The sequence below is a fragment of the Paenibacillus dendritiformis genome, assembly GCF_015845845.1.
GTDB lineage: Bacteria > Bacillota > Bacilli > Paenibacillales > Paenibacillaceae > Paenibacillus_B > Paenibacillus_B dendritiformis_C.
Map to the genome: position 1 here is coordinate 1 of NZ_LDIG01000156.1, position 19,961 is coordinate 19,961.

Here is a 19,961-nt window from a genome sequence, read left to right on the forward strand (position 1 = left end):
CAAAGTCACTTTTCCCTTGACAAAGTAGCCCCAGGTACGCGTAGACCACATCCGGGTGAGTGACCGTGGGTTGATGTACACCGGGAAGCGAGGAACGAGTCAAGCGCTTGGCAATCTGGGTATGGGAAAGGAGCAAGCCAATGAGGGCAAGACCGGAATGAGCGGTCAGCATCTCCACGGACTGATCCAGTTGAAAACGTACGGGTTTCATCAATGGCACCTCCGGGGTGAGTTAAAGAAATACGGGAATTCTTCCCTTTTTCCTTATTTTACTTTACCGGCGGCTCATTTTCTAACTTTTCTATGATTTCATTTCACGGATTCAGGACTACTTTACACCATACTCCCATTTGGTCAGGAACGCGTATATGCACAACCTCTTACCAACACTCTCCCATTCGGTCAGGGAGCAGAGAACATTTCCATGCGAAGCTACTTGGCATCATTCTCTCCGCGGCTCAGTATCTTTATCTTGGTCTTGCCGTCCGGGACGAGAGCGGATTGAGTGAATGGCCGAGTTAGAGGGGATAGAGATACTGCCTAGTCAAAGGACCGTGGTAGATTAGAACGAGCTGACGGAAGGGGATATTGGGCAAAAGAGACGGAGTGCGGCAACGCTTCTGAATAAAGGGGATATTGGCCAAAAGAGACGGAGTGCGGCAACGCTTCTGAATGAAGGGGATATCGGCCAAAAGAGACGGAGTGCGGCAACGCTTCTGAATAAAGGGGATATTGGGCAAAAGAGGCGGAGGGCGGAAACGCTTCTGAATGAAGGGGATATCGGCCAAAAGGAACGGGGGACGGGGACGCTTCTGATTCGAAGGGAGAGTGAAGCAAAGGGCAGAAGAACAGCCTGACTGGGGTGGAAGAAGGTGGTATAATGTATAAGCGCGCGCCAAGTCGTGCGATATAGGATGAAAGGATGAACGACCGATGAATGACGCGCTGCAGCGTGCTATCGATTTGAGAGCGGCCGGTCGGGCGGAGGAAGCTATTCCGCTGCTGGCCGGATTGCTGGATCAAGACCCGAACAGTGGGGAAATTCTATGCCAGCTCGCTTGGGCGCATGACAATCTCGGCCGGGAACGGGAGGCCGTCCCGTATTACGAACAGGCGCTCCGCTGTTCGCTCAACGATGAGCACCGCGCCGGAGCCCTGCTTGGCTTGGGCAGCACCTACCGCACGCTGGGTCGGTATGCCGAGGCGAAGGAGACGCTCGGACAGGGCATTCGCGAATATCCTGAGCGCAAGGAATTTGTCGTGTTTTACGCGATGGCGCTGCATAATCTCGGCGAGCATGCGGAGGCGATGCGGTGGCTGCTGACCGCGCTGGCGGAGACTTCGGAAGATGAAGGAATCCGCGCCTACAGCCGGGCGATTAGCTTTTATGCCGACAAGCTGGATCAGGTCTGGGAGGAAGAGAGCTAGAAATCGTCAAATTGAAGTCGGTACGCGATTATGGCGGAACGCTTGCCTGCAGCGGGCATAGCGCATGCCTGAGACTGAGGAAGGCATGGGCGGAGGCATTTCGTCCGGAGCGCGACGCATTGCATTCCGAGATGAATGGGAGCTGAGTTTTCATGAAGCGTATCATCGACAGGGACGACAATGGGATTGAGGCACTGAGGAGACAGCACCGGGTGCCGGGCGTGAGTATCGCCCTGATCGGTAACGGGCGGTTGGATTGGAACGGCGGCTACGGGGAGCTGGAAGCCGGTTCGGGGCGCAAGGTGACGGCGAACAGCTTGTTCCATGCCTGTTCCATGAGCAAAATGGTTACGGCGATTGGCGTGCTCCGCCTCGTGCAGGCGGGCGTCCTCGAGCTGGATGCGGAGGCGAACCGTTATTTGCGGACGTGGCGGCTTCCAGACAGTCCGTATACGGCAGACGTGAAGGTCACGCTGCGTCATCTGCTCGCGCATCAATCCGGGATCGTGGATCCGCCGGGAAGCTTCGGCATTTACCGGACGACGGATCAACTGCCGGCCGTGAGGGAGATATTGGCGGGCGCTACGCCGTATCATTCGGAATCTGTACATATCCAAAATGTGCCGGGGAGCCGATACGCTTATTCGGATGCCGGCTACTGCGTCATTGAACAGCTGATCGAGGATGTGACGGGAGAGCCGTTCGCCGTGGCGATGGAGCGGCTCGTGATGACGCCGTTAGGCTTGAAGCGAACGTTTTACTGGAATGATTATGATTCGAAAATCGGACGCGCGGAAGAGATCAAGGCGAAAGCAAGCGCCTCGGCCGGACATTATCAGGACGGTCATGTCGTAGAGGGCGCACGGGCGTATTACCCGTGTCTGGCCGCAGCCGGCCTGTGGTCGACGCCGACGGAGCTCGCCCTGCTGGCGCTGGAAGTGATGGCAGCCTGGAACGGGGACACGGCCTCGATTCTGCAGCCGGAACTGGCCCGGCAGATGCTGGCGGGCAGCGGCTGCGCAGACGAGGTTGGGCTAGGGGTCTTCGTTCCGTCGGCCGAAGGAGAGCCGCTTGTCGTCTCCCAAGGCTGGGGAGTCGGCTTCCAGTGCAGGCTGCTGGCGTACCCTCGCCTGCGAAGCGGAATCGTCGTCATGACGAATTCCGATCCGGGCAAGCTGCAGGACGAGGCGTTGACAGGCGAACTGATTCGCCATATCGGGAAGCCATATGGCTGGCCGGTGCTATAGATAATTGCAACATGCAACAGGGAGAGAGAAGAATGAACAGCAAGAAAATCAGAATGGCGGTTATCGGTCTAGGCCATATGGGACAATATATGATGCGCTTGGCGGCTCAGCCGGAATTTGCGCAAGCGATAGAGATCGCGGCCATCTGCGAAGCGAACGGGCAGGCTCGCGAGCGATTCCGGCATACCTATCGGGACAGCTTCCCGCATGCGGCTTGGCATTCGGATTACGCGGCGCTCCTGGAGGAGACGGACGCCGATCTGGCGTACATCTCCGTGCCACCCGCGCTTCATTATGATATCGCCATGGAAGCGCTGCGCAGGAAGATGCATGTATTCTGCGAGAAGCCGCTGGCGAACAGCGTAGAGGAAGCGAGGGAGCTTTTGCAGCAAGCCCGCGACGCGAAGGTTGTGCATGCCATTCATTTCTCGATGCCGCATGAACCGTCGGTGGAGCGGGTAAGGCACATGTTGGCGGAAAACGCAATCGGCGAGATCCGGAAGCTCGATCTGATCCTGCAGTTTCCGCAATGGCCGCGGGCATGGCAGCATAACTCATGGATTGGGACACGGCAACAGGGCGGCTTCGTGCTGGAGGTTGGCGTCCACTGGATTCATGTCATTCAGAAGCTGCTTGGCCGCATTACGCATGTGCAGAGCGAACTCGAGCTTCCGGCCGAGAGCGGGCGCTGCGAGACGGGAATCCGCGCAGGCTTGCGTCTGGACAGCGGAATTCCGGTTCATGTGAACGGAATTTCCGGATTCTCGGGGGAAGAACGGGTCTCTCTCATTTTGTATGGAACAGAGGGAACGATTGCGCTGGAGAACTGGGATCAGCTATATACGGGAGCGGTGGGTCAACCGATGGAGCCGGTTCAGGTCGAGAATTCGACCGATGCGCTGCCGGTGCTAAGACAGGTGATCCGTGCGATTCAAGGCAAGCCTGCCCGCTACTTTACGTTCCAGGACGGATATGATGCGCAGGTCGTGCTGGAAGCGCTTCGTCATCCGGCTTCTTCCGGATGGGAGGATATTCGGACGCAGTATAGCTAAGCCGATGTGTGAAGACGTCGGTCCACCATAGGAGGGGAGGGATGGCGATGGCTACGCGTCAGGATCTGATCGCGCGCGCCGAAGCGTATGTGCGCGAGCAGGTGGAGTCCGACAGCAGCGGCCATGATTGGTGGCATATTCATCGTGTCCGGCGAATGGCTGTCCGGCTTGCGAAGCAAGAAGGGGCGGATGCCGGGATCTGCGAGCTGGCCGCCCTGCTGCATGATGTGGCGGACGCCAAATTCAATCCGACGAAGGAGGCCGGCTGCGCCAAGGTGAAGGAATGGCTTGTGGCGAATGGCGCCGACGCGCCTGCGGTCTCCCATGTCATGGATATCGTGTCGAACCTGTCCTACAGCGGCGGGCATCATCCTCCGATGAAGACGTTGGAGGGACGAATCGTGCAGGACGCCGATCGGCTCGATGCGATGGGCGCGATCGGGATTGCGCGCGCATTCGCCTATGCCGGCTGGGCCGGCCATCGGATGCACGAGCCGGAGGAGCCGCCGGCGGCATTCCGGTCGGAAGAGGAGTACCGGAGCCACAGGGGCACCGCCATCAATCATTTCCATGAGAAACTGTTGAGATTAAAAGACCTTATGAATACGGACAGCGGCAAAGCTATTGCCATGGAGCGGCATCGCGTGATGGTGGAGTATCTGCAGCAATTCCATAAAGAATGGGAAGCGGAGGATGGCTGATGAAGCGAAAAAGCCCCTGGGATGTAGATTCTCGATATCTACATCGGCGAACTCCGCCATGTGAGACCTTATATGTCGAAGGCGTAGAAGAGAAGCAGCCATCCTTGGGGGGAAGGTCATCCAGTTAAAGTACAAGCAGATCGCAAGGAGCCATAAATGACTGCTAACGGTCATGGCTCCAGCTTTTTCAAGGCGTCTGCGGCGGAGTAGATATCCTGCTTCAAAAGCTCTCTTTTCTGTTCGTCGCGAAATACGGCGGACGGATGGTAGGTGGGCATAATCCGAATACCGTCCTTTTCTGCCCACGTTCCGCGTATTTCCGTAATTTTCGCTTTGCGATCGACAAGCGCCTGCACGGCTATGCTCCCCAGACATACGATGATGGCCGGACCGATCAATTCGATTTGCCGCAGCAAGATCGGCAGCGCTTCGGTAACCTCCGATGTTTTCGGCTTCCGGTTGCCGGGCGGCCTTACTTTGATGACGTTCGTCACATAGACGTTCTCGCGGAGAATATCCGCCTTCTGCAAATATTTATTCAGCAGTCTTCCCGAGTTGCCGACAAATGGCCGGCCGCTCTCGGCTTCCTTGGCCCCGGGGGCCTCTCCAAGCAGGAAGAGACGGGCATGCTCCGGTCCTTCCCCGAATACAAGCCGCTCTCCGGGCTCCGGCACAAACACGCGCTCACAGACGCCACGCAACGCATCCAGATTCCCGATCGCTTGCAGCTCTTCCGGCAAGACGGTTCCAGAGATCATGTGGAAACGACCTCCTCCTTCAGCATTTCGCGCAGCATCCGTCCGTTGATGACCGCCTGCGCCCGGTAATGGTTGTTCATGCTGACGAATGTCTTTTCCGTTCGCTCGGCAAGCTTGCGAATATTCGGAACCCAATCCGCAAGCTCATTCTCGTTGTACAAATAGTCATACCGTTCATGCGTCTCTTTGTGGTGCCACCATTTTTTATAATTCCGACCGTGGAACCGGATATAACCGATTGGGCCGGTGGCCCTGATGATCGGCGGAACGAGCGTTTTGAACTGCGGCTCGTCCACGCACACATAACCCAATTGTTCTTCCTCCAGCAGATCGAATATCCGTTCGTCGATCCATTCTTCATGCCGAAACTCGACGACGACCGGAATGTCGCCCATCAATTCCTTGAATTCCTTCAAATAATCCCGGTTCTCATCCCGGTTCCGGAAGCTGGTGGGGAACTGGGCAAGAACGCATCCCAGCTTGCCAACCTCGATTAACGGCTTCAACGCTTCCTTAAAATCGTGAAAATGTTGTTCGTTATCCTCCCGTTTATGTGTCATTCCGCGGTATGCCTTGATAACGAACTGGAAGTGATCGGGCGTTTTCTCCCGCATATGGTAGAGCATAAACCGGTTGGGCATTGCGTAAAACGATGAGTTCACCTCGGTAAACGGAAACTCCCTAGCGTAAAAAGAGAGCCGTTCCTTTTTGTCCAAGCCTTCCGGGTAATAGACCCTGTTCCAATCCTCATAGCTGTAGCCAGCCGTTCCGATAAGCAGCATAATTATCCTCCAAGCGCCTTGATTTTGTCCGCCACGACGCGCGCCTGTCCGTTTTGCTTCCGGACATCGCCTTCCAATAATATGCCCTTCGGATTCAATTCGTATAAAAAAGACTTGTACGTTGAAGGATACAGCACGACCTCGATCATATCCGTGTCATCCTGAAGGACGAGAATAAGCACGTATTCGCCGGACTGGGTTGGATACCGACGGCTGTGGATGACAGTTCCGCAGATGCGGACACGCGCGTTATCGCCGTATTCGGATAGCGCCCGGATCGGAACAATTTTGAAGCGCTGCACAAACTCATTCCATTTTCTCGATGCAGATGACTGCAAGGAAAAGCCAAGCAGCGACTTTTCCATCTTTCTTTTTTCCGCCTCGGTAAAATCGGGAAGCGCTCCGGCCGCAGCATTGATGCCGGAAGCCTGCGGCAATTCGTGCACATCGGCGATCATCTCCCTGCGGCGGAGGCCAAAACAATCGCAGGCGCCCGCGGCGATCCAGGCTTCGAGCACCGGTCTTTTGATCCGGCTTGCTGTCATCCGCTCCACCCATTCGGGAAACGTGCGGAAATCCCCGCTGCGGTGGCGGGAACGAAGCAGCGCGATCACCGATTCCGGCCCTGAGCCGTGAACGGCATCCAGCCCGCAGCGTATCCCTTTCTCTTCCGCATGGAACCCGAGCCCGCTCCGGTTAATATCGGGTCCAAGCAGGGAAAGGCCCATTTGGGAGATCTCGCGGATATATACACTTTTATCGTAATACCCGCCCTCCATGCTCAATAAAGAGGCCATATAATCTTTCGGAAAATGCGTTTTTAAATAAACGGTCCAGTAGGCCAAATAAGCATAGGATACGCTATGGGCTTTATTGAAGCTGTAGCCTGAAAACCGCGCCAAAAAGTCGAAGATGTCCAGAGCTTCCTTTTCTATCACGCCTCGTGCCGCCGCACCATGAAGAAAGCGCTGCTGATGGCGGGACAGCGCTTCGACTGATTTCGCGGAAAGGGCGCGCCGGAGCGAGTCGGCTTCTCCCATGGAGCAGCCAGATACCGCTTGCGCAATGGCCATCACTTGCTCTTGATACAAGATCAGGCCGTATGTCGGCGCAAGGACGGGCTCCAATTCAGGGAGCGGCAGCTTGTAGGTTTCTTCGCCCCGGTGCCGGCGCAAATACGTATCAACGATTCCCTCATTCCATGCGCCAGGCCGGTACAATGCGAGCAGATCGGCTAAATGGCTGATGCTGTGCGGCTGCATGCGGCGCAGCAAGCGGCGGATTCCCATGCTTTCAAGCTGAAAACAGCCCAATGTATTGCCGCTGCCGATAGTCTCGAACGCAGCCGGATCGTCAAGCGGGATAACGCTCAAATCGATTTGTTCGCCTGTTCGTTCATGAATGGAAGCGAGCGTATCTTGAATAAGCGTCAGGTTGCGCAGACCGAGAAGATCAATCTTCAATAAACCCAGCGCTTTGATATCTTCTTTCGTAAAAGGAGTCATCGGTTCTCCGTTCGGCCGCCGCTGCAGAGGAATGGTCCGGACCAATTGTTCATCCCCCAGTATGATTCCCGACGGGTGAGCGGAATGCTGGTGAGGCAATCCTTCCAGCCGTTCGGCAAGCTGGAACAGCGATTTGAACGGCTCTTTGCCGGCCGGAAGCTTGGCCAGCTCCGGCAGAGTGTCCAGACTGTGGCGGATGCCGCCTCTCCCGGTAAAGGAGGGGAGCAGCTTGGCCAGCACATCGATTTGTTTTTTTGGCAAGTTCAAATAAGTCCCGGCTTTGCGAACCGCTCCGCGCGCGCCGAACGTGTTCAATACGCCGAGATGCGCAATCCGATCTTCCCCATATTTATCCTTCAAATATTGCAGCAGCTCGTGGCGTCTTCTCTGACAGACATCGATATCGATATCCGGAAAGTCTTCCCGATCCGGACTCAAAAAACGTTCAAAGGATAGGCCGTGCAGAAGCGGATTTACCTCGGTGACGCCAAGCAAATACGCCACCAAGCTTCCAGCGGCCGAGCCTCTTCCCGGGCCTACGGGAATGTTCCGGCTCCGCGCATACCGCACGATATCCCATACGATCAGGAAATAGTCGGAGAGCCCTCGCGCCATAATGATCTCCAGCTCTTGGTCCATTCGCTCAAGCTCAGGCGCATGAGTACCAACCGGACGATCGAGTGCCGTGCCAGATAAACCGAACCGCTTCCGCATTCCTTGCAGGCATAATTGGTGCAGCGCTTCATCCGAACTTTGCGGCGGCTTCCCGGATTCGTTCTCTTCCGTATCGGATCGAGTGCATGAAGGGCTTTCCACGCTCCGCATTTGCGGCACTTGGAAGGTTGGCAGCCGCTTCGTTCCGGGTTCCGGCCGGAACCGGCACCGCTCCGCGATTCGTGCCGTATTGGCTATAGCATCCGGCAGATGGCTGAATTTCGCCTTCATTTCCATGGGGGAAGGGAGGTAAAACGGTCCGGCGGCATCAGGGGCAGCCGGATTCAATTCTTTTTTTCGCTGCCGGATCATGTTAAGCAAAGGAGCGTCTTCGGGATCGAGGTAATGCACGTCATGGGTAGCCGCTAACGGAAGCTTCATTTCCCGTGCCAGATGAACGGTCCGCGCGAGCGCCGCATCGTCGTCCGCCAGGCCATGATGCTGTGCCTCCAGAAAGAAATTTTCGCTGCCAAACCACTGTATATATTGAAGGGCTTGCTTGGCAGCTTCATCCGCCCGTCCGCTAGCGAGCAGGCGGTGAATGCTTCCGGTTCTTCCGCCGCTCAGCGCAATGATATCGCCATGGAAGGCCGAGGGATGGAAAGGAGCGCCGTTCAATTGCTCGACAATGTGCTCGTAACCGCGATGGGTGGCGGCCAATAAAATGAGCGTGTCATCCGAATCGCCGACCTGCATTTCACAGCCGACAATCGGATGAATGCCGTATTCCGCCGCCAGCCGGCAAAACGGAATCATTCCGTTGATTCCGTCTTTATCGGTGATGGCCAGCGCATTCATCTCCCACGAGGCCGCCCGCTGCAGCAAATCTTCCAGGCGGCAGGTCGCTTCCATCAGGCTGTATTCCGTATGAACATGAAGGTGTACGAAGCTTGTCCCCAGCTTTTCCATGACAGCACTCCTTTGTACGGGAACATTTGTTTCTATCATACGGTTTGAAGCGGTTATTGTCCATTGGAGGTTATTTCCGATACAGGATTGGTTCGGGGACCAGCGTCCGGGGACGGGATGCCTTGAACCATTGCCAGCAAAACAATGACACGAGCATAATCTCGATGACGTCGCCGCCGTAGTACATGAGCATGCTCCCTGCCTCGGCTTGCGCTGCGGGCACGCCTGCAGGCGGACGGGCATATAGATATTTGGACAAGACGGCATGCCCGCCCATCGCGGTCACCAGCACGATCGCGCGGTACATGAAGCTTGTCCGGTAAGGCATCGGATCGATATAGATGATGGACACGGTGAACAGGTACCCGGCAAGAAAAAGATGCAGGTGAACGAACGCATGCACGCTGACATGATGCTGCATCCATGAGTAGATGTCTGTCGTATAGAGCGCCCACAATCCTCCCACATTGAGCACGGCGGCAATCGCCGGATCATGCAGAAGTCGTATAAGGCGGCTTTTCAGGATAGCGGCAATCCGGCGCGAATAGGCGACAGGCAGCGTTCTCAGGAGCAGCCGCATAGGGGAGGCGAGCGCGATTAGGAGCGGGGCCAGCATGCCCAGCAGCAAATGGCCGATCATATGCGCCGTGAAATCGTCATGGGCGCGTTCGGCGATCGGTCCGGCGACTGCGGCAGCGGCGCAGGCGAGTCCGGCATGCCAGCATAGATGACGATACAGCGGCCATGGCTTATGCTTGCGGCCGGATACGACCGCAGCCGCACTGTACAGCGCCGCCAGGAGGGCCCACAACCCGGACGTCCACAGTTCGAGCGTCCAATCATTATCAAGTTGATGATGAGAAGGCAATCGAAACCATCCTTCCTATTACGATGTCCGGCGCGCTCGTTTAAGGAGAAGGAGGCCGGCGATGATCATGGCTGCCGCGATGACATTCCAGATCCAGTCGTAGATATACACATTGTCTACGTACCGAATCTGGTGAAGGCGCATCAGCTTGTGCTGGATGATTCCGTCGTATAGTTGGAATGCGCCGCCGCCCAGCAGCACGCCGCCCAACCACAAGCCTCCGTTCCAAGCTCTTTGCCGGTGCAGAGAGGCCAGCATGAACGAGCTCCCGATCGTAGCGAACCAACTGAAGGCATGGAACAGGCCATCCGACACTAACCCGATGTCGGTGGTGGACTTGTCATAGAAATGGTGCCAATGCAATAATTGATGAAAGATCGTTTCATCCAAAAAACCGACCAGCCCGAGACCGAACAGGATGCCTGTCCAGACATTTCGTCTCGAAGCAGAGGAGATAGGTTGGGATGAATCCGATCTGATTTGTTCCGCTTCCATATTGTCTCCTTTATATTTTGCATGATCTTGTCTTCAATATTTCCATTTTGCCGCCGGCATAACCGAAGCGGCTGCATTCCCTATCAGGAGGTGTGCATTCCATATGAGTATGGATTCCCGGATCGGACGGCTTGCCGGCCGCTATGCGCTGGAAGGTTGGACGGGGGGCGAGCCGTTGTCGAAAGGTACGACCTCCGACGCGAAGCTCGTCACGGCGGATACGGGCCGATTTATATTGCGCCGGTTAAGAGATGCGGAGCAGGGACGAACCGAATATGAAATTGCCCGGCGGCTCTGGCCGCTCGGTATCGCTCCCGAGGTGCTTGTGGCAAAGGATGGTCTCCCATACGTTCAGTTGGACGATGCCTGCTATAATCTGCAGCGGTTCGTCGAGCATGAAGCGGTTAACGAGCACTGGAACGATGCCGAATGGGGAAAGACCTTATCGCTGTTCGAGCGCGCCATGACAGACGTCCGGAAGCTGGCCGGGCAGAGAGATCGCTTTGATCTGGGGCGCATGTGGGATAAGGTGTCCGCATCGTATTCCGGCGAGGCTATCATCCGGCTGCTGGAGGAACCGGTGGAGCGCTGTCTCGGCTACGCTGAGAAGATTACCGGTTATATCCATGGCGATCTGGGGTCGTGGAACCTGCTTCTGCTGAAGGGACGAATCTATATTATCGATTTCGGCGAGGCGCGGTTGGGCGACCGCCACTTCGACGCGGCCGCGGCGCTTGTGTCGACGGCTGCGGACAATGCGAGCGTAGAGGAGACGGTCACCCGGTTGGAAAACTTCTGCCGAGGATATGAAGGGAACGCCAAACCGCTTGATCTGGTTCGGTTGCGGGAACAGATTCACCTTTGGCTTGTGCGTGGAATCGCAGCCGTCATCCGTTATCATGGCGCAAACGCACGGACAAGCCGGTATTGCCGCCGAAGCATGGAGACGATGGAGCATTTCGACAAGGCCATCAACCAGTCCCTCAATCGCTCCCTTGGCCTCTGATTACAGCCGCCAGCCGAGACGCTCTATTCAGTGCAGTCCGAACGCCCTCTCCTTCGGCTCCTCTCATTAGACATTAACCGCCCGGCTCACTCAACCTTTTGTTCCGGGCATGCCTTACCACCCAATACGAGCCCCCTGCAATGATGATCAAGGCCGCGGCATAGAGGCCGTACCGGTACAGCAGTTCTCCGACGGTTTCCACCCGGCTCCCCAATGCCCGCCCCATGCTGAAGAACAGCAAGGTCCATACGAAGCCGGCCGAATAGGCATACAGGGCGTAACGCCTGAATGTCATCTTGTTCACGCCGGCCAGGTACGGGATGACATGCCGGACGACGGGAAGAAAATAACTGAGGCAGATCGCGAGGCTGCCGTATTTCCGAATCAAGCTTTCGGATACCTCAAGATAGCGATCCATCCGGCTTCTGCGCCGGAGCCGATCCAGAATCGGGACGCCGATGCCTCTCCCGATCATGAACCCGACCGACAAGCCGGACACGACGCCGAGATAGGTCAGGACGAAGGCGGGCAGCGGGAGCAAAATATTCATACCCGATACGGCTCCGCCCGTCATGACGATAACTTCGTCGGGAACCGGCATCCCGACAATGCCGAGCCATAGCGCGAAGAACAGGGCGGCATAGCCGAATTGCCCGATCCAATGTATCAGAAGTTCAGCATTCATGGAGATTGCCCTTGGCTCGGCACACGTAGACGAAGGCAGGCGGCAGGTTGAGAAGGACGAACTTCATATCTTCGATCTCGAAGCGCGCAGATAGCTGCTTTTTCATCTGTAGCGAATATTGAAAAGCGACAAACCATCCTCCTGGCGCGAGCGAGGCCTCGATCTGGCCGAGGAGCTGATCGCGCATCGTCTGCGGGAAATTGAAGAAGGGCAGGCCGCTCAAAATGCAGTCCAGATGAGTGACGTCATGCTTGCGGATGACCGGCAGTATTTCTTCCGCGCTCGGATAGCATAGAAACTCGGGAAAGTTGCTGGCGAGCAGCTCGCGCATATTCTGATCCTGCTCGAATAAAAACACCTTCGCAGAAGGAGCCGCAGCCTGCCGGATGCGATCCGTAATGGCGCCCGTGCCGGCGCCCAGCTCCGCCGCATACCGCACCTGCTCCCACGGAACGGCATCGGTCATGGTGCGGGCGAGCAGCGTTGAGCTTGGAATAATGCTGCCGATTTGTTTTGGCTGATGAATGAATTTTTGCAAAAATAACTGTTTTTCGTGCATCATGATGGCTCTTGTCTCCTTTTCTTGAGTAATTCCCGGAAGTTCGCCGCTGAGGCGAGGATGACCCCGGCCACCCAGTAGGTGAAAACGGCGACGATCCAGCCGGCGAACAGATCGGCTATCACATGCTGCTTCACAAACAGCGTAGACAAAATAATGACCACGGCGCTGAAGCGGACGAAATGGCGCGTCCTCGGACGGAACACAAACGAGCTTCGGTACATAAGACAGCTCGTCAGGACATGGATGCTGGGGAAGCAGTTGTATGGCCTATCCATCCAATAGATGATTTTGACCATCGTATCGAGCAATCCGGTGCCTTCAATGGCCGGACGCGCCACCACGGTCTGGAAGAAATAGTAGGTCAAATAACAAAGGACAAGTCCAAGACAGAGCGCCAGCAGCGTTCGATAATAGACCGAGGGCCGTCGGCGGAACATAAAAAACAGGGTGAGCACGATAAAGGGATACCAGCTTATATAGGGAATGGTGAATGCCGATACGAAAGGAATGCGGTCATCCCAGCCGGTAGACAGCGAGTACGTGCGCGGCCCGGGCCGGTTCTGAATTCCGTAGAAAATATTCAACACGGGGATGGCAAGCATCCAGAGCAATGGCCTGTATTGGGTCCAAGTTGTCTTCTGTCTCATAACAATCCCTTCCTAACGTGTGTGATGTATCCTAAGGTTCCCCGAACAAGCGGGGTTCATCCAACCATTCCCTACTCAAAGAATGGGAAGTCCGGCCGCACTCTTCCTCCTCTTCTTGATGCTCTTATCGTATCCGATAGAGTTAAGATCCCTCTGAAGAAATTCTGAATGATTTCTAAAGATAAAAGCCGCATCGGACGGCACCCCGGAATATCTTGAGCCGTAAATATGGTTCGTCAATGTCCCGCTTGCGTTCGTTGAATTGTTATCTCTGTAGGAAAGGGATATTAGCGGAAAAGGATCCGACAGTCAGAGGGGATGTCAATGAAAGGCTTCGCAAACATGCGGCATGCCGTTCGCCGGAAGCAGCCGCGGCAAAAAGAATGGGCGAAAGTGTATTCCGGTCTTGTTCAACCCGGAGATGCATTCGTGTGTTCTATGACGGGGAGACGACCTTGACGCGGGACGGGTGGATCGAATTTGCCTATTATCCGATTACTTGCAATTCATGGGAGAAGCTGTGGAGCGAGCTTGCTTCTTATCCATTCGCCTATTCGATGAAGTCGCGGCTGTGTCCGAATGATTGCCGGCTTCTCTATGCCGAAATTGTTCCGTGGTTCCCCGCGCCTCATTCCGCGCCGTACCTCAAGCTGCTGCGAGAGATGAAGGCGGAGGCGAGGGGGCGGCAGTTCTATGCCCGGCGACTGGAAGCAAGAACGGCTGGCAAGGTGGTATGCCACCTGAAGAAGAACAGAGATTCCGTGAGGATCAGTGTGGATCTGCAAGGTTGCAGGCTGAGGCTCTGAACCGCGGCTGATAGAAAGGCAGGCAGCACGAAGGCGCATCATTGAGGATGCGCCTTCGTGGTCTCTCTGATAAGCGGGCTCGTTAATTAATCGCTCCGCAGGCGATGCGGTCGCCCGAATCCCCGGCCGGATCGGTAACATAATCATCCGCTTTCTCGTGGATGATCAAGGATGTGCCGCCGGGACGGATAAGCGAGTTGGGCTTGCCTTCCACAAGCGTAACGGCAGTCGTTGAGAGCGTAACCTGGACCTTGCCGTCCGCGCCGACCTCGATGTTCGGCAGATCGCCGGCATGGAACCCTTTCGGATTATTGAAGCCGTGCTGCATGTGCTTCGGATTGAAGTGGGCTTCCGCGGTTTTGAAATCCGGCCCTTCGCATCGGCCCGCCGCATGGAAGTGGAATCCATGGGTCCCTGGCGGCAGGCTGTGGGCCTGAAGCGTAATCTGCACCTTGTCTCCGATCTGGACAAGCTTCGCCGTTCCGATTTGCTTGCCTTTGCCGTTGATAATGTTAACAGCGGCCGATGGCGCCTTCTCTTCGGCGGATGCCGCTTGGGAGCCGCAGGCGCTGATGAGCAAAGCGCTTCCCAGCATGCATACGAACGCAAGTTTTTTCATTGTGACCTCCTTATTAGTAACCGGCGTTATATCGTTAGTGTGTCACACTATTTAGAAAAAGATAACAATCGCGAGCGCATTAGCATTCATATTTGTTCAATTATTGACGGACGGAAAAAAATAAAGGTTAACCATAAAAACAGGAAAAAAGAGGCCGGAAATTCATGATCCTTTGTCTTAGCGTGTCGAAGTTTGCGCTTCTGAATAGAAACTGCGTATAATAATCATTATACGCAGTTATTTGGACGCTGCGGAATGACGATAAAGGAGTATGGATCAGCAATGAATCTGACCCGTCATGATCTAACCGCGCTGTATGAAGAGCCGCTGGAAGGGTTCCGTTTATGGATGGCCAATGCGGGATATACCGAGTACACGCAGCGCAATTACATAGGCGATGTGAGGCAGTTCCTGCGCACGCTGAACGGCAAGCCCGTCGAGGAAGTGACGAAGATGCAGGTGCTGGCCTTTTTCGCGCAGGTCAAAGCTTCCGGCGTCAGCGATGCGACGCGGAACCGCAAGCATTGCGCGCTGACCAGCTTCTACCGGGCGCTGAATGAGCTGGAATGGACAAATGTCAATCCCGCGCTCGGCGTGAAGAAGTCGAAGACGGAGATGAACCGGGCTCCCGTCTATTTGGAGCCGGAACAGCTTCAGAGCGTGCTGACGCACGCAAAGGGCAAATATTATAATCGGAATCTCGCCATTTTAATGCTGATGGCCTATGCCGGACTGCGGGTAGGGGAGGTCCACCGGCTGAATGTGGGTGATTATCATCCGGAGCGGCATACGCTGGAGGTGCTCGGGAAAGGGCGCAAATGGCGGACCGTTCCGCTTCCGGCTGCGGTCGCGGAGCAGCTCCGACTCGCCCTGGAAGAGCGGTTGACGCCGTGGCGAGCTGGCGAGGAAGCGATGTTCATCTCGCAAAAAGGACGCCGCTTGTCCATTCGCAACATCCAATATATCGCGGAGCAGGCGTTCGAAGGATTGGCCGCGGCTGAGGGCGTCATAACGCCAGGGCGCGGGCGCTCCTATTCCTGCCACAAGCTGCGCCACTCGTTTGCGACCCTGCTGCTCCGAAGCGGAGCGGATATCCGCACCGTGCAGGATATGCTTGGACATGCTTCGATTCAGACGACGACGGTCTACACGCACGTCTCCGACAAACAGAAGCAGGAAGCGGTCGAGCGATTGCTTCCTTATATAAGAATGAAGGGGGCCGAAATCGAGCATGATGGAAATAACGGAGAAGGAACAGAGCGATGAACACTCCGCACCGGATTCGGGCTCGTTTTCAACTAATAACATAATAAACATTATGTAAACTAATATCCGGGAGGAGGAACACGATGAATTCGATCAAGCTGTGCGCGCAAGCCTTGCTGCGGAACAAAAGGCTGATGCATATCCTAAAAATTGTGTTCCCGATCGCCGTTATCGTTTTTGTCATCTTCCAGGGCCAGAAGGAATTGGCTCATTTCTCGCTCAAAAAATCGCTGCATGCGATCCGTTTGTTGTCCGGGGATTATTTTACGGGGTTAATTGTTGCCGGCGGCCTGGCCGTATCCTGCATGTTTTTCTATGATGTCCTGCTGCTGCGCTCCATCCGGGTGCCGTTCCGCTGGGGAAAGGTGTTCCGGGTCTCCTGGATCGCCAACACGTTCAACGGCATTTTCGGCTTCGGCGGCATTGCCGGCGTCGGCGTGCGGACGATTCTTTACCGCGAGTCGGTAGGAGAAGTAGGGCGCCTGCTGCTGGCGATCGCCTGGATGGCTCCATCGATGATTAGCGGGTTGTCGATTCTCGGCGTTCTCGTGATGCTTGGCGTTTTTCCCGCATATAGTCTGCTCGCCGTCAAAGGCTGGCTCTGGATCACGCTGATCGGGGTGGCGCTGTTCTTTCCGGCGTATATCCTGTTCTCGCAATGGAAGGGCCGGCGGCATGCCAATGCGAAGATGACATTGGGCTATACGATCGTCTCGTTCGCCGAGTGGCTGGCGGCGGGGTCTGTCGCCTACCTCATCTTATATTTGCTGGGCAGCGATGTCACTTATCCCGAGGTGATCGGCGTGTTCACCGTCAGCGCGATTTCCGGGCTGATCAGCATGGTTCCCGGCGGCTTCGGGACCTTCGATATTACGTATCTCATCGGGCTGCAGGCGATTGGCGTGGCCGACAGCACCGTCTTCACGGCGTTGCTGCTGTACCGGATTGTCTATTATTTCATTCCTTTTGCCTTGGGACTCATCTTCGCCGCCTTCGAATTCGGGGGCGTGGCCGTGAAGCGGTTCGAGGATCATCCGACGATCGGCTCCTACATCGAGACCGGAAGCATCATCTGGTTCATCCAGCGCTCGCTGTGGAGTTCGCTGTCCTCCTGGTCGGTCGTCATTCTGATGTTCATGACCTCATTTTTTCTGGCTCTCTACACGCTCACCGTGCCGGAATGGGAGCGGAGCGCCTTCCTGCTGCCGCTGATCTACGGCGATCACGGCGATTTCTACCCGCTGGTGAACGGAATCGTGCTGGGGGCGAGCATTTTGATGATGCTTATGCTCAAGGGGCTGTTCGAACGGACGATCCGGGCCTATTTCGTGACATTGCTGTCGCTCGGCTTATGTACGATATTGACGTTCCTGCTCGGGACGACGATTCGCCATACGCTATGGCTGGCCGGGATGATTCTCTTCCTCGTGCTGCTGCGTTCGCAGTTCAACCGCTACCGCTACCCGCTCACGAAGGCGACGATCATCGTCACCGGCATCTTGATGACCCTGTTCATGCTCAGCTATGCGCTTATGGGCTATCTGCTCGGCGAGATTCATCTCGAGCCGGCGTATGCAGACGTGACATTGAGCTACGCTCAATTTACGACGACGCTGCTGACGGGGCTTGTGACCGCGCTGCTTCTGTATTCGATCGCTTATTTCGCCTTCGAGCGCCATCTGCGGGAGCCGCTCGGACGAGCCTGGATTCCAGAGGATGATGCACTCCTCCAGGGGCCGAACGGCTGGCTGTACCGCCGCTTGCCCGGGAAGCGGGTCTTCACGGCCCGCACCGGCAAGCTTCCGCTCCCGTTCCTGATTCGGAACCGGATAGCGATTCTGTTCGGATGCCCGCCGTCCAGGCGCCACCCGGAAGCGATGCAGCTCTCGCTGGCCGAACTGTACGAGCAGGCGGATCGCTACGGCCTGGATATCGTGTTCCTGCAGGCCGGCGTGGAAGAGATGCCGATGCTGCATGATTTCGGCAATGATTTTTTCAAGATGGGGGAGAGCGCGCGCCTCGATATTCCGGAGGGCCGCATCAGCCTGCCCCATGCGCCGCATGAGCTGCTGCCGCTGCCGCTTGATGCGCAGCGCCTCCGGGAGCTGACGCATGTCGTTCAGCATCAGTACGAGGCCGTGCCCCAGGGCTATCTGGCCTCGCTCCGGCGCCTGCTGTCGACGGAGGATCCGGATCTGCGGCTGCTGCTCCTGCATGGCGAACCGGATCGCTGCATCGGATACGCCGTCTACCGCATTCATCCGGCCGGGAAGGCGATCATCGCGGAGGATATCCGTACCCGATTCAGCGTAGCGCGGCCCGAGCATGAGGAGCCGCTCGCCCAACTCCGCGAGCTGCTGCTGCGGCAGGGACAGCGCCATCACTGCACACGCCTCGTATCCGGTCTCGTTCCGCTCTCGCATGTGGAGACGAACCGGGCACCGCGTCTTTGGTCCGAGCGGGCCGCGACCGCGATATTCCGCCGCGTTCGCGATCTGTACCCGCTGACGCAGCAGCGCACCTTGTGGGAAGCGTTCGGGCCGGTCGTCTGGGAGCCGCAATATATCGCGTTCCTAAAGCAGCGGCAGATGAACTGGACGATATGGCGCATCACGCGATCGCTGAGCCAGGTTCGAAAGGGAGCGTCCGGCGGCAGGTCATGAAACCTTTATGAAAATCACTCAAAAGGACTGGGAGCGCCTCCCGGTCTTTTTTAATGGAGAAAACCGCTTACAACGCCGCTTTCCGCCTGCATCCGGCTCTGGGCGGCACCGGGCCGCTTTGCTACAATGGTAAGGAAGAGACATCATCGGTAGACTTTAAAGGGTGGTTTTGTATGCTTGGATTTGCGATTTTGCTTGGTTTTCATCTTGTGGGGACCGGATTGCATGCGCTGCTTCATTTGCCGCTTCCGGGGAACGTCATTGGTCTCATCTTATTTTTGATCTCGCTCGGCTTCGGCTGGGTGAAGCTCGAATGGGTGGAGCAGTCGGCCCAGTTCCTGCTTGACCATATGCTCTTATTCTTCATTCCTTATGTCGTGGGCGTCATCGCCTTCCTTCCGGTGCTCGAATCGCATGGATGGAGCATTGCCGCAGGCATTGTCGGCAGCACGCTGCTCGTTCTGTGGGTGACCGGCTTCACCGCCGCGAAGCTGCAGAAGCCCTCCCGCAAGGAAGTCCGAGTGAACGGGAAGGGGGAGACGGCATGACCGATGTCATTTGGTCGCATCAACCGTTGTTCGGCATCGCCGCCACCATCGTCGTCTATGCGCTGGCCCGTCTGGTCCATTCGCGGGTGTCGTGGGTGCATCCGATTCTGTTCTGCTCCGTCGTCCTGATCGGATTCCTCTGGATCGGGGGCATACCGCTGACCGACTATCAGGTGGGCGCCGATATGCTGTCGCTTCTTCTCGGGCCGGCCACTGTTGCGCTCGGGGTTCCGATCTATAAGCACCGGCATATCGTGAAGCGGCAGTTCAAGGCGATCGTGCTATCGATTACATGCGGCTCCCTCGTCGGCGTCGTCAGCGTGGCGGCACTGATGGTCAGTCTCGATGGAGCGCGGGACGTCGTGCTAAGCATGCTTCCGAAGTCGGTAAGCTCACCGATCGCCGTGGAGATCTCGCGGACGCTCGGCGGCATGCCGGAGCTGTCAGCGGTCTTCACCGTCTTCACGGGCGTCATCGGGAGCATGTTCGGGATGCTGTTCCTCCGGCGGACCGGAATCAAGGACAATGTGTCGCTTGGCTTGGCGATGGGAACGGCCGCGCATGGCTTCGGCACCTCGCGCAGCCTGGCCGAATCGGAGATGCAGGGCACGTTCAGCGGCCTGGCGATGGGGCTGGCCGGCCTCATTACATCGGTTCTGTTCATTCCGCTCTATTTATTTTTGTGATTCGCAATCGTTCT

At 56.5% G+C, this 19,961-nt stretch carries 19 protein-coding genes and 1 pseudogene; 10 read left to right on the forward strand and 10 right to left on the reverse strand.

Going from position 1 to position 19,961, the window contains the following annotated elements:
- Window positions 1–211 (reverse strand): annotated as a pseudogene (locus ABD76_RS15370) (IS1380 family transposase); the annotation flags it as partial.
- A 722-nt stretch (window positions 212–933) separates the two neighbouring features.
- Here ABD76_RS15370 and ABD76_RS15375 point away from each other — a divergent pair.
- The 4 genes from ABD76_RS15375 to ABD76_RS15390 all read left to right on the forward strand — a co-directional run bounded on the left by ABD76_RS15375 (window position 934) and on the right by ABD76_RS15390 (window position 4,428).
- On the forward strand, window positions 934–1,428 hold the full coding sequence (locus ABD76_RS15375; protein ID WP_197258141.1) for a tetratricopeptide repeat protein: 495 nt from the start codon (window positions 934–936) through the stop codon (window positions 1,426–1,428).
- Window positions 1,429–1,580: 152 nt separating this feature from the next.
- The gene (locus ABD76_RS15380) at window positions 1,581–2,675 is read left to right on the forward strand and encodes a serine hydrolase domain-containing protein (RefSeq protein WP_197258142.1); all 1,095 of its coding nucleotides are present in this window, start codon (window positions 1,581–1,583) and stop codon (window positions 2,673–2,675) included.
- A gap of 32 nt (window positions 2,676–2,707) precedes the next feature.
- The gene (locus tag ABD76_RS15385; RefSeq protein ID WP_197258143.1) at window positions 2,708–3,727 is read left to right on the forward strand and encodes a Gfo/Idh/MocA family protein; all 1,020 of its coding nucleotides are present in this window, start codon (window positions 2,708–2,710) and stop codon (window positions 3,725–3,727) included.
- A 47-nt stretch (window positions 3,728–3,774) separates the two neighbouring features.
- Window positions 3,775–4,428 carry an HD domain-containing protein gene (locus ABD76_RS15390; RefSeq protein WP_197258144.1) on the forward strand — a complete coding sequence of 218 codons (654 nt, stop codon included), beginning with the start codon at window positions 3,775–3,777 and terminating at the stop codon, window positions 4,426–4,428.
- 170 nt (window positions 4,429–4,598) lie between these two features.
- Here the strand turns inward: ABD76_RS15390 and ABD76_RS15395 are convergent, their stop codons facing one another.
- From ABD76_RS15395 to ABD76_RS15415, 5 genes are all read right to left on the reverse strand, one after another.
- Window positions 4,599–5,186 carry a uracil-DNA glycosylase gene (locus ABD76_RS15395; protein ID WP_197258145.1) on the reverse strand — a complete coding sequence of 196 codons (588 nt, stop codon included), beginning with the start codon at window positions 5,184–5,186 and terminating at the stop codon, window positions 4,599–4,601.
- A complete protein-coding gene (locus ABD76_RS15400; RefSeq protein ID WP_197258146.1) occupies window positions 5,183–5,968 on the reverse strand; it encodes a DUF72 domain-containing protein in 786 nt (261 codons plus the stop codon). The genes ABD76_RS15395 and ABD76_RS15400 overlap by 4 nt, the downstream gene beginning before the upstream one ends.
- A gap of 2 nt (window positions 5,969–5,970) precedes the next feature.
- Window positions 5,971–9,096 carry a DNA polymerase III subunit alpha gene (locus tag ABD76_RS15405; protein WP_197258147.1) on the reverse strand — a complete coding sequence of 1,042 codons (3,126 nt, stop codon included), beginning with the start codon at window positions 9,094–9,096 and terminating at the stop codon, window positions 5,971–5,973.
- Window positions 9,097–9,166: 70 nt separating this feature from the next.
- Complete coding sequence (locus ABD76_RS15410) at window positions 9,167–9,964, reverse strand: cytochrome c oxidase assembly protein (protein ID WP_197258148.1); 798 nt, start codon at window positions 9,962–9,964, stop codon at window positions 9,167–9,169.
- 18 nt (window positions 9,965–9,982) lie between these two features.
- Window positions 9,983–10,459, reverse strand: coding sequence for a DUF2243 domain-containing protein (locus tag ABD76_RS15415; protein WP_197258149.1), 477 nt, complete (start codon window positions 10,457–10,459; stop codon window positions 9,983–9,985).
- Between the two features lie 103 nt (window positions 10,460–10,562).
- On the opposite strand from ABD76_RS15415, the gene ABD76_RS15420 reads away from it, so the two are divergent.
- Window positions 10,563–11,465 (forward strand): aminoglycoside phosphotransferase family protein, encoded by a 903-nt coding sequence (locus ABD76_RS15420; RefSeq protein WP_197258150.1) that lies wholly within the window; start codon window positions 10,563–10,565, stop codon window positions 11,463–11,465.
- A 73-nt stretch (window positions 11,466–11,538) separates the two neighbouring features.
- On the opposite strand, the gene ABD76_RS15425 is transcribed toward ABD76_RS15420, so the two are convergent.
- The 3 genes from ABD76_RS15425 to ABD76_RS15435 are packed head-to-tail and all read right to left on the reverse strand — an operon-like array spanning window position 11,539 to window position 13,359.
- Window positions 11,539–12,150 (reverse strand): DedA family protein, encoded by a 612-nt coding sequence (locus tag ABD76_RS15425; RefSeq protein WP_197258151.1) that lies wholly within the window; start codon window positions 12,148–12,150, stop codon window positions 11,539–11,541.
- Window positions 12,140–12,712 carry a class I SAM-dependent methyltransferase gene (locus tag ABD76_RS15430; protein ID WP_197258152.1) on the reverse strand — a complete coding sequence of 191 codons (573 nt, stop codon included), beginning with the start codon at window positions 12,710–12,712 and terminating at the stop codon, window positions 12,140–12,142. Before ABD76_RS15430 ends, ABD76_RS15425 begins: the two co-directional genes overlap by 11 nt.
- Entirely contained in the window at window positions 12,709–13,359 is a 651-nt protein-coding gene (locus ABD76_RS15435; protein WP_197258153.1) for a phosphatase PAP2 family protein, read from the reverse strand. The genes ABD76_RS15430 and ABD76_RS15435 overlap by 4 nt, the downstream gene beginning before the upstream one ends.
- Window positions 13,360–13,790: 431 nt before the next feature.
- Between ABD76_RS15435 and ABD76_RS15440 the strand changes: the two genes are divergently transcribed.
- The gene (locus ABD76_RS15440; RefSeq protein ID WP_197258154.1) at window positions 13,791–14,165 is read left to right on the forward strand and encodes a hypothetical protein; all 375 of its coding nucleotides are present in this window, start codon (window positions 13,791–13,793) and stop codon (window positions 14,163–14,165) included.
- A gap of 82 nt (window positions 14,166–14,247) precedes the next feature.
- Here ABD76_RS15440 and ABD76_RS15445 read toward each other — a convergent pair whose 3' ends face one another.
- A complete protein-coding gene (locus tag ABD76_RS15445) occupies window positions 14,248–14,784 on the reverse strand; it encodes a superoxide dismutase family protein (RefSeq protein ID WP_197258155.1) in 537 nt (178 codons plus the stop codon).
- A 282-nt stretch (window positions 14,785–15,066) separates the two neighbouring features.
- Here ABD76_RS15445 and ABD76_RS15450 point away from each other — a divergent pair, with 282 nt between their 5' ends.
- From ABD76_RS15450 to ABD76_RS15465, 4 genes are all read left to right on the forward strand, one after another.
- Entirely contained in the window at window positions 15,067–16,050 is a 984-nt protein-coding gene (locus ABD76_RS15450; RefSeq protein WP_197258156.1) for a tyrosine-type recombinase/integrase, read from the forward strand.
- 83 nt (window positions 16,051–16,133) lie between these two features.
- Window positions 16,134–18,713, forward strand: a complete 2,580-nt coding sequence (locus tag ABD76_RS15455) for a flippase-like domain-containing protein (protein ID WP_197258157.1) — start codon at window positions 16,134–16,136, stop codon at window positions 18,711–18,713.
- 173 nt (window positions 18,714–18,886) lie between these two features.
- Window positions 18,887–19,261 carry a CidA/LrgA family protein gene (locus tag ABD76_RS15460; protein ID WP_197258158.1) on the forward strand — a complete coding sequence of 125 codons (375 nt, stop codon included), beginning with the start codon at window positions 18,887–18,889 and terminating at the stop codon, window positions 19,259–19,261.
- Entirely contained in the window at window positions 19,258–19,947 is a 690-nt protein-coding gene (locus ABD76_RS15465) for an LrgB family protein (protein WP_197258159.1), read from the forward strand. The genes ABD76_RS15460 and ABD76_RS15465 overlap by 4 nt, the downstream gene beginning before the upstream one ends.
- Window positions 19,948–19,961: the final 14 nt, after the last annotated feature.

Bases quoted from the DNA above. Each gene is read 5' to 3' on its own strand.
- ABD76_RS15375 (WP_197258141.1), top strand. From the start codon at position 934: ATGAATGACGCGCTGCAGCGTGCTATCGATTTGAGAGCGGCCGGTCGG.
- ABD76_RS15380 (WP_197258142.1), top strand. From the start codon at position 1,581: ATGAAGCGTATCATCGACAGGGACGACAATGGGATTGAGGCACTGAGG.
- ABD76_RS15385 (WP_197258143.1), top strand. From the start codon at position 2,708: ATGAACAGCAAGAAAATCAGAATGGCGGTTATCGGTCTAGGCCATATG.
- ABD76_RS15390 (WP_197258144.1), top strand. From the start codon at position 3,775: ATGGCTACGCGTCAGGATCTGATCGCGCGCGCCGAAGCGTATGTGCGC.
- ABD76_RS15395 (WP_197258145.1), bottom strand. From the start codon at position 5,186: ATGATCTCTGGAACCGTCTTGCCGGAAGAGCTGCAAGCGATCGGGAAT.
- ABD76_RS15400 (WP_197258146.1), bottom strand. From the start codon at position 5,968: ATGCTGCTTATCGGAACGGCTGGCTACAGCTATGAGGATTGGAACAGG.
- ABD76_RS15405 (WP_197258147.1), bottom strand. From the start codon at position 9,096: ATGGAAAAGCTGGGGACAAGCTTCGTACACCTTCATGTTCATACGGAA.
- ABD76_RS15415 (WP_197258149.1), bottom strand. From the start codon at position 10,459: ATGGAAGCGGAACAAATCAGATCGGATTCATCCCAACCTATCTCCTCT.
- ABD76_RS15420 (WP_197258150.1), top strand. From the start codon at position 10,563: ATGAGTATGGATTCCCGGATCGGACGGCTTGCCGGCCGCTATGCGCTG.
- ABD76_RS15425 (WP_197258151.1), bottom strand. From the start codon at position 12,150: ATGAATGCTGAACTTCTGATACATTGGATCGGGCAATTCGGCTATGCC.
- ABD76_RS15430 (WP_197258152.1), bottom strand. From the start codon at position 12,712: ATGATGCACGAAAAACAGTTATTTTTGCAAAAATTCATTCATCAGCCA.
- ABD76_RS15435 (WP_197258153.1), bottom strand. From the start codon at position 13,359: ATGAGACAGAAGACAACTTGGACCCAATACAGGCCATTGCTCTGGATG.
- ABD76_RS15445 (WP_197258155.1), bottom strand. From the start codon at position 14,784: ATGAAAAAACTTGCGTTCGTATGCATGCTGGGAAGCGCTTTGCTCATC.
- ABD76_RS15450 (WP_197258156.1), top strand. From the start codon at position 15,067: ATGAATCTGACCCGTCATGATCTAACCGCGCTGTATGAAGAGCCGCTG.
- ABD76_RS15455 (WP_197258157.1), top strand. From the start codon at position 16,134: ATGAATTCGATCAAGCTGTGCGCGCAAGCCTTGCTGCGGAACAAAAGG.
- ABD76_RS15460 (WP_197258158.1), top strand. From the start codon at position 18,887: ATGCTTGGATTTGCGATTTTGCTTGGTTTTCATCTTGTGGGGACCGGA.
- ABD76_RS15465 (WP_197258159.1), top strand. From the start codon at position 19,258: ATGACCGATGTCATTTGGTCGCATCAACCGTTGTTCGGCATCGCCGCC.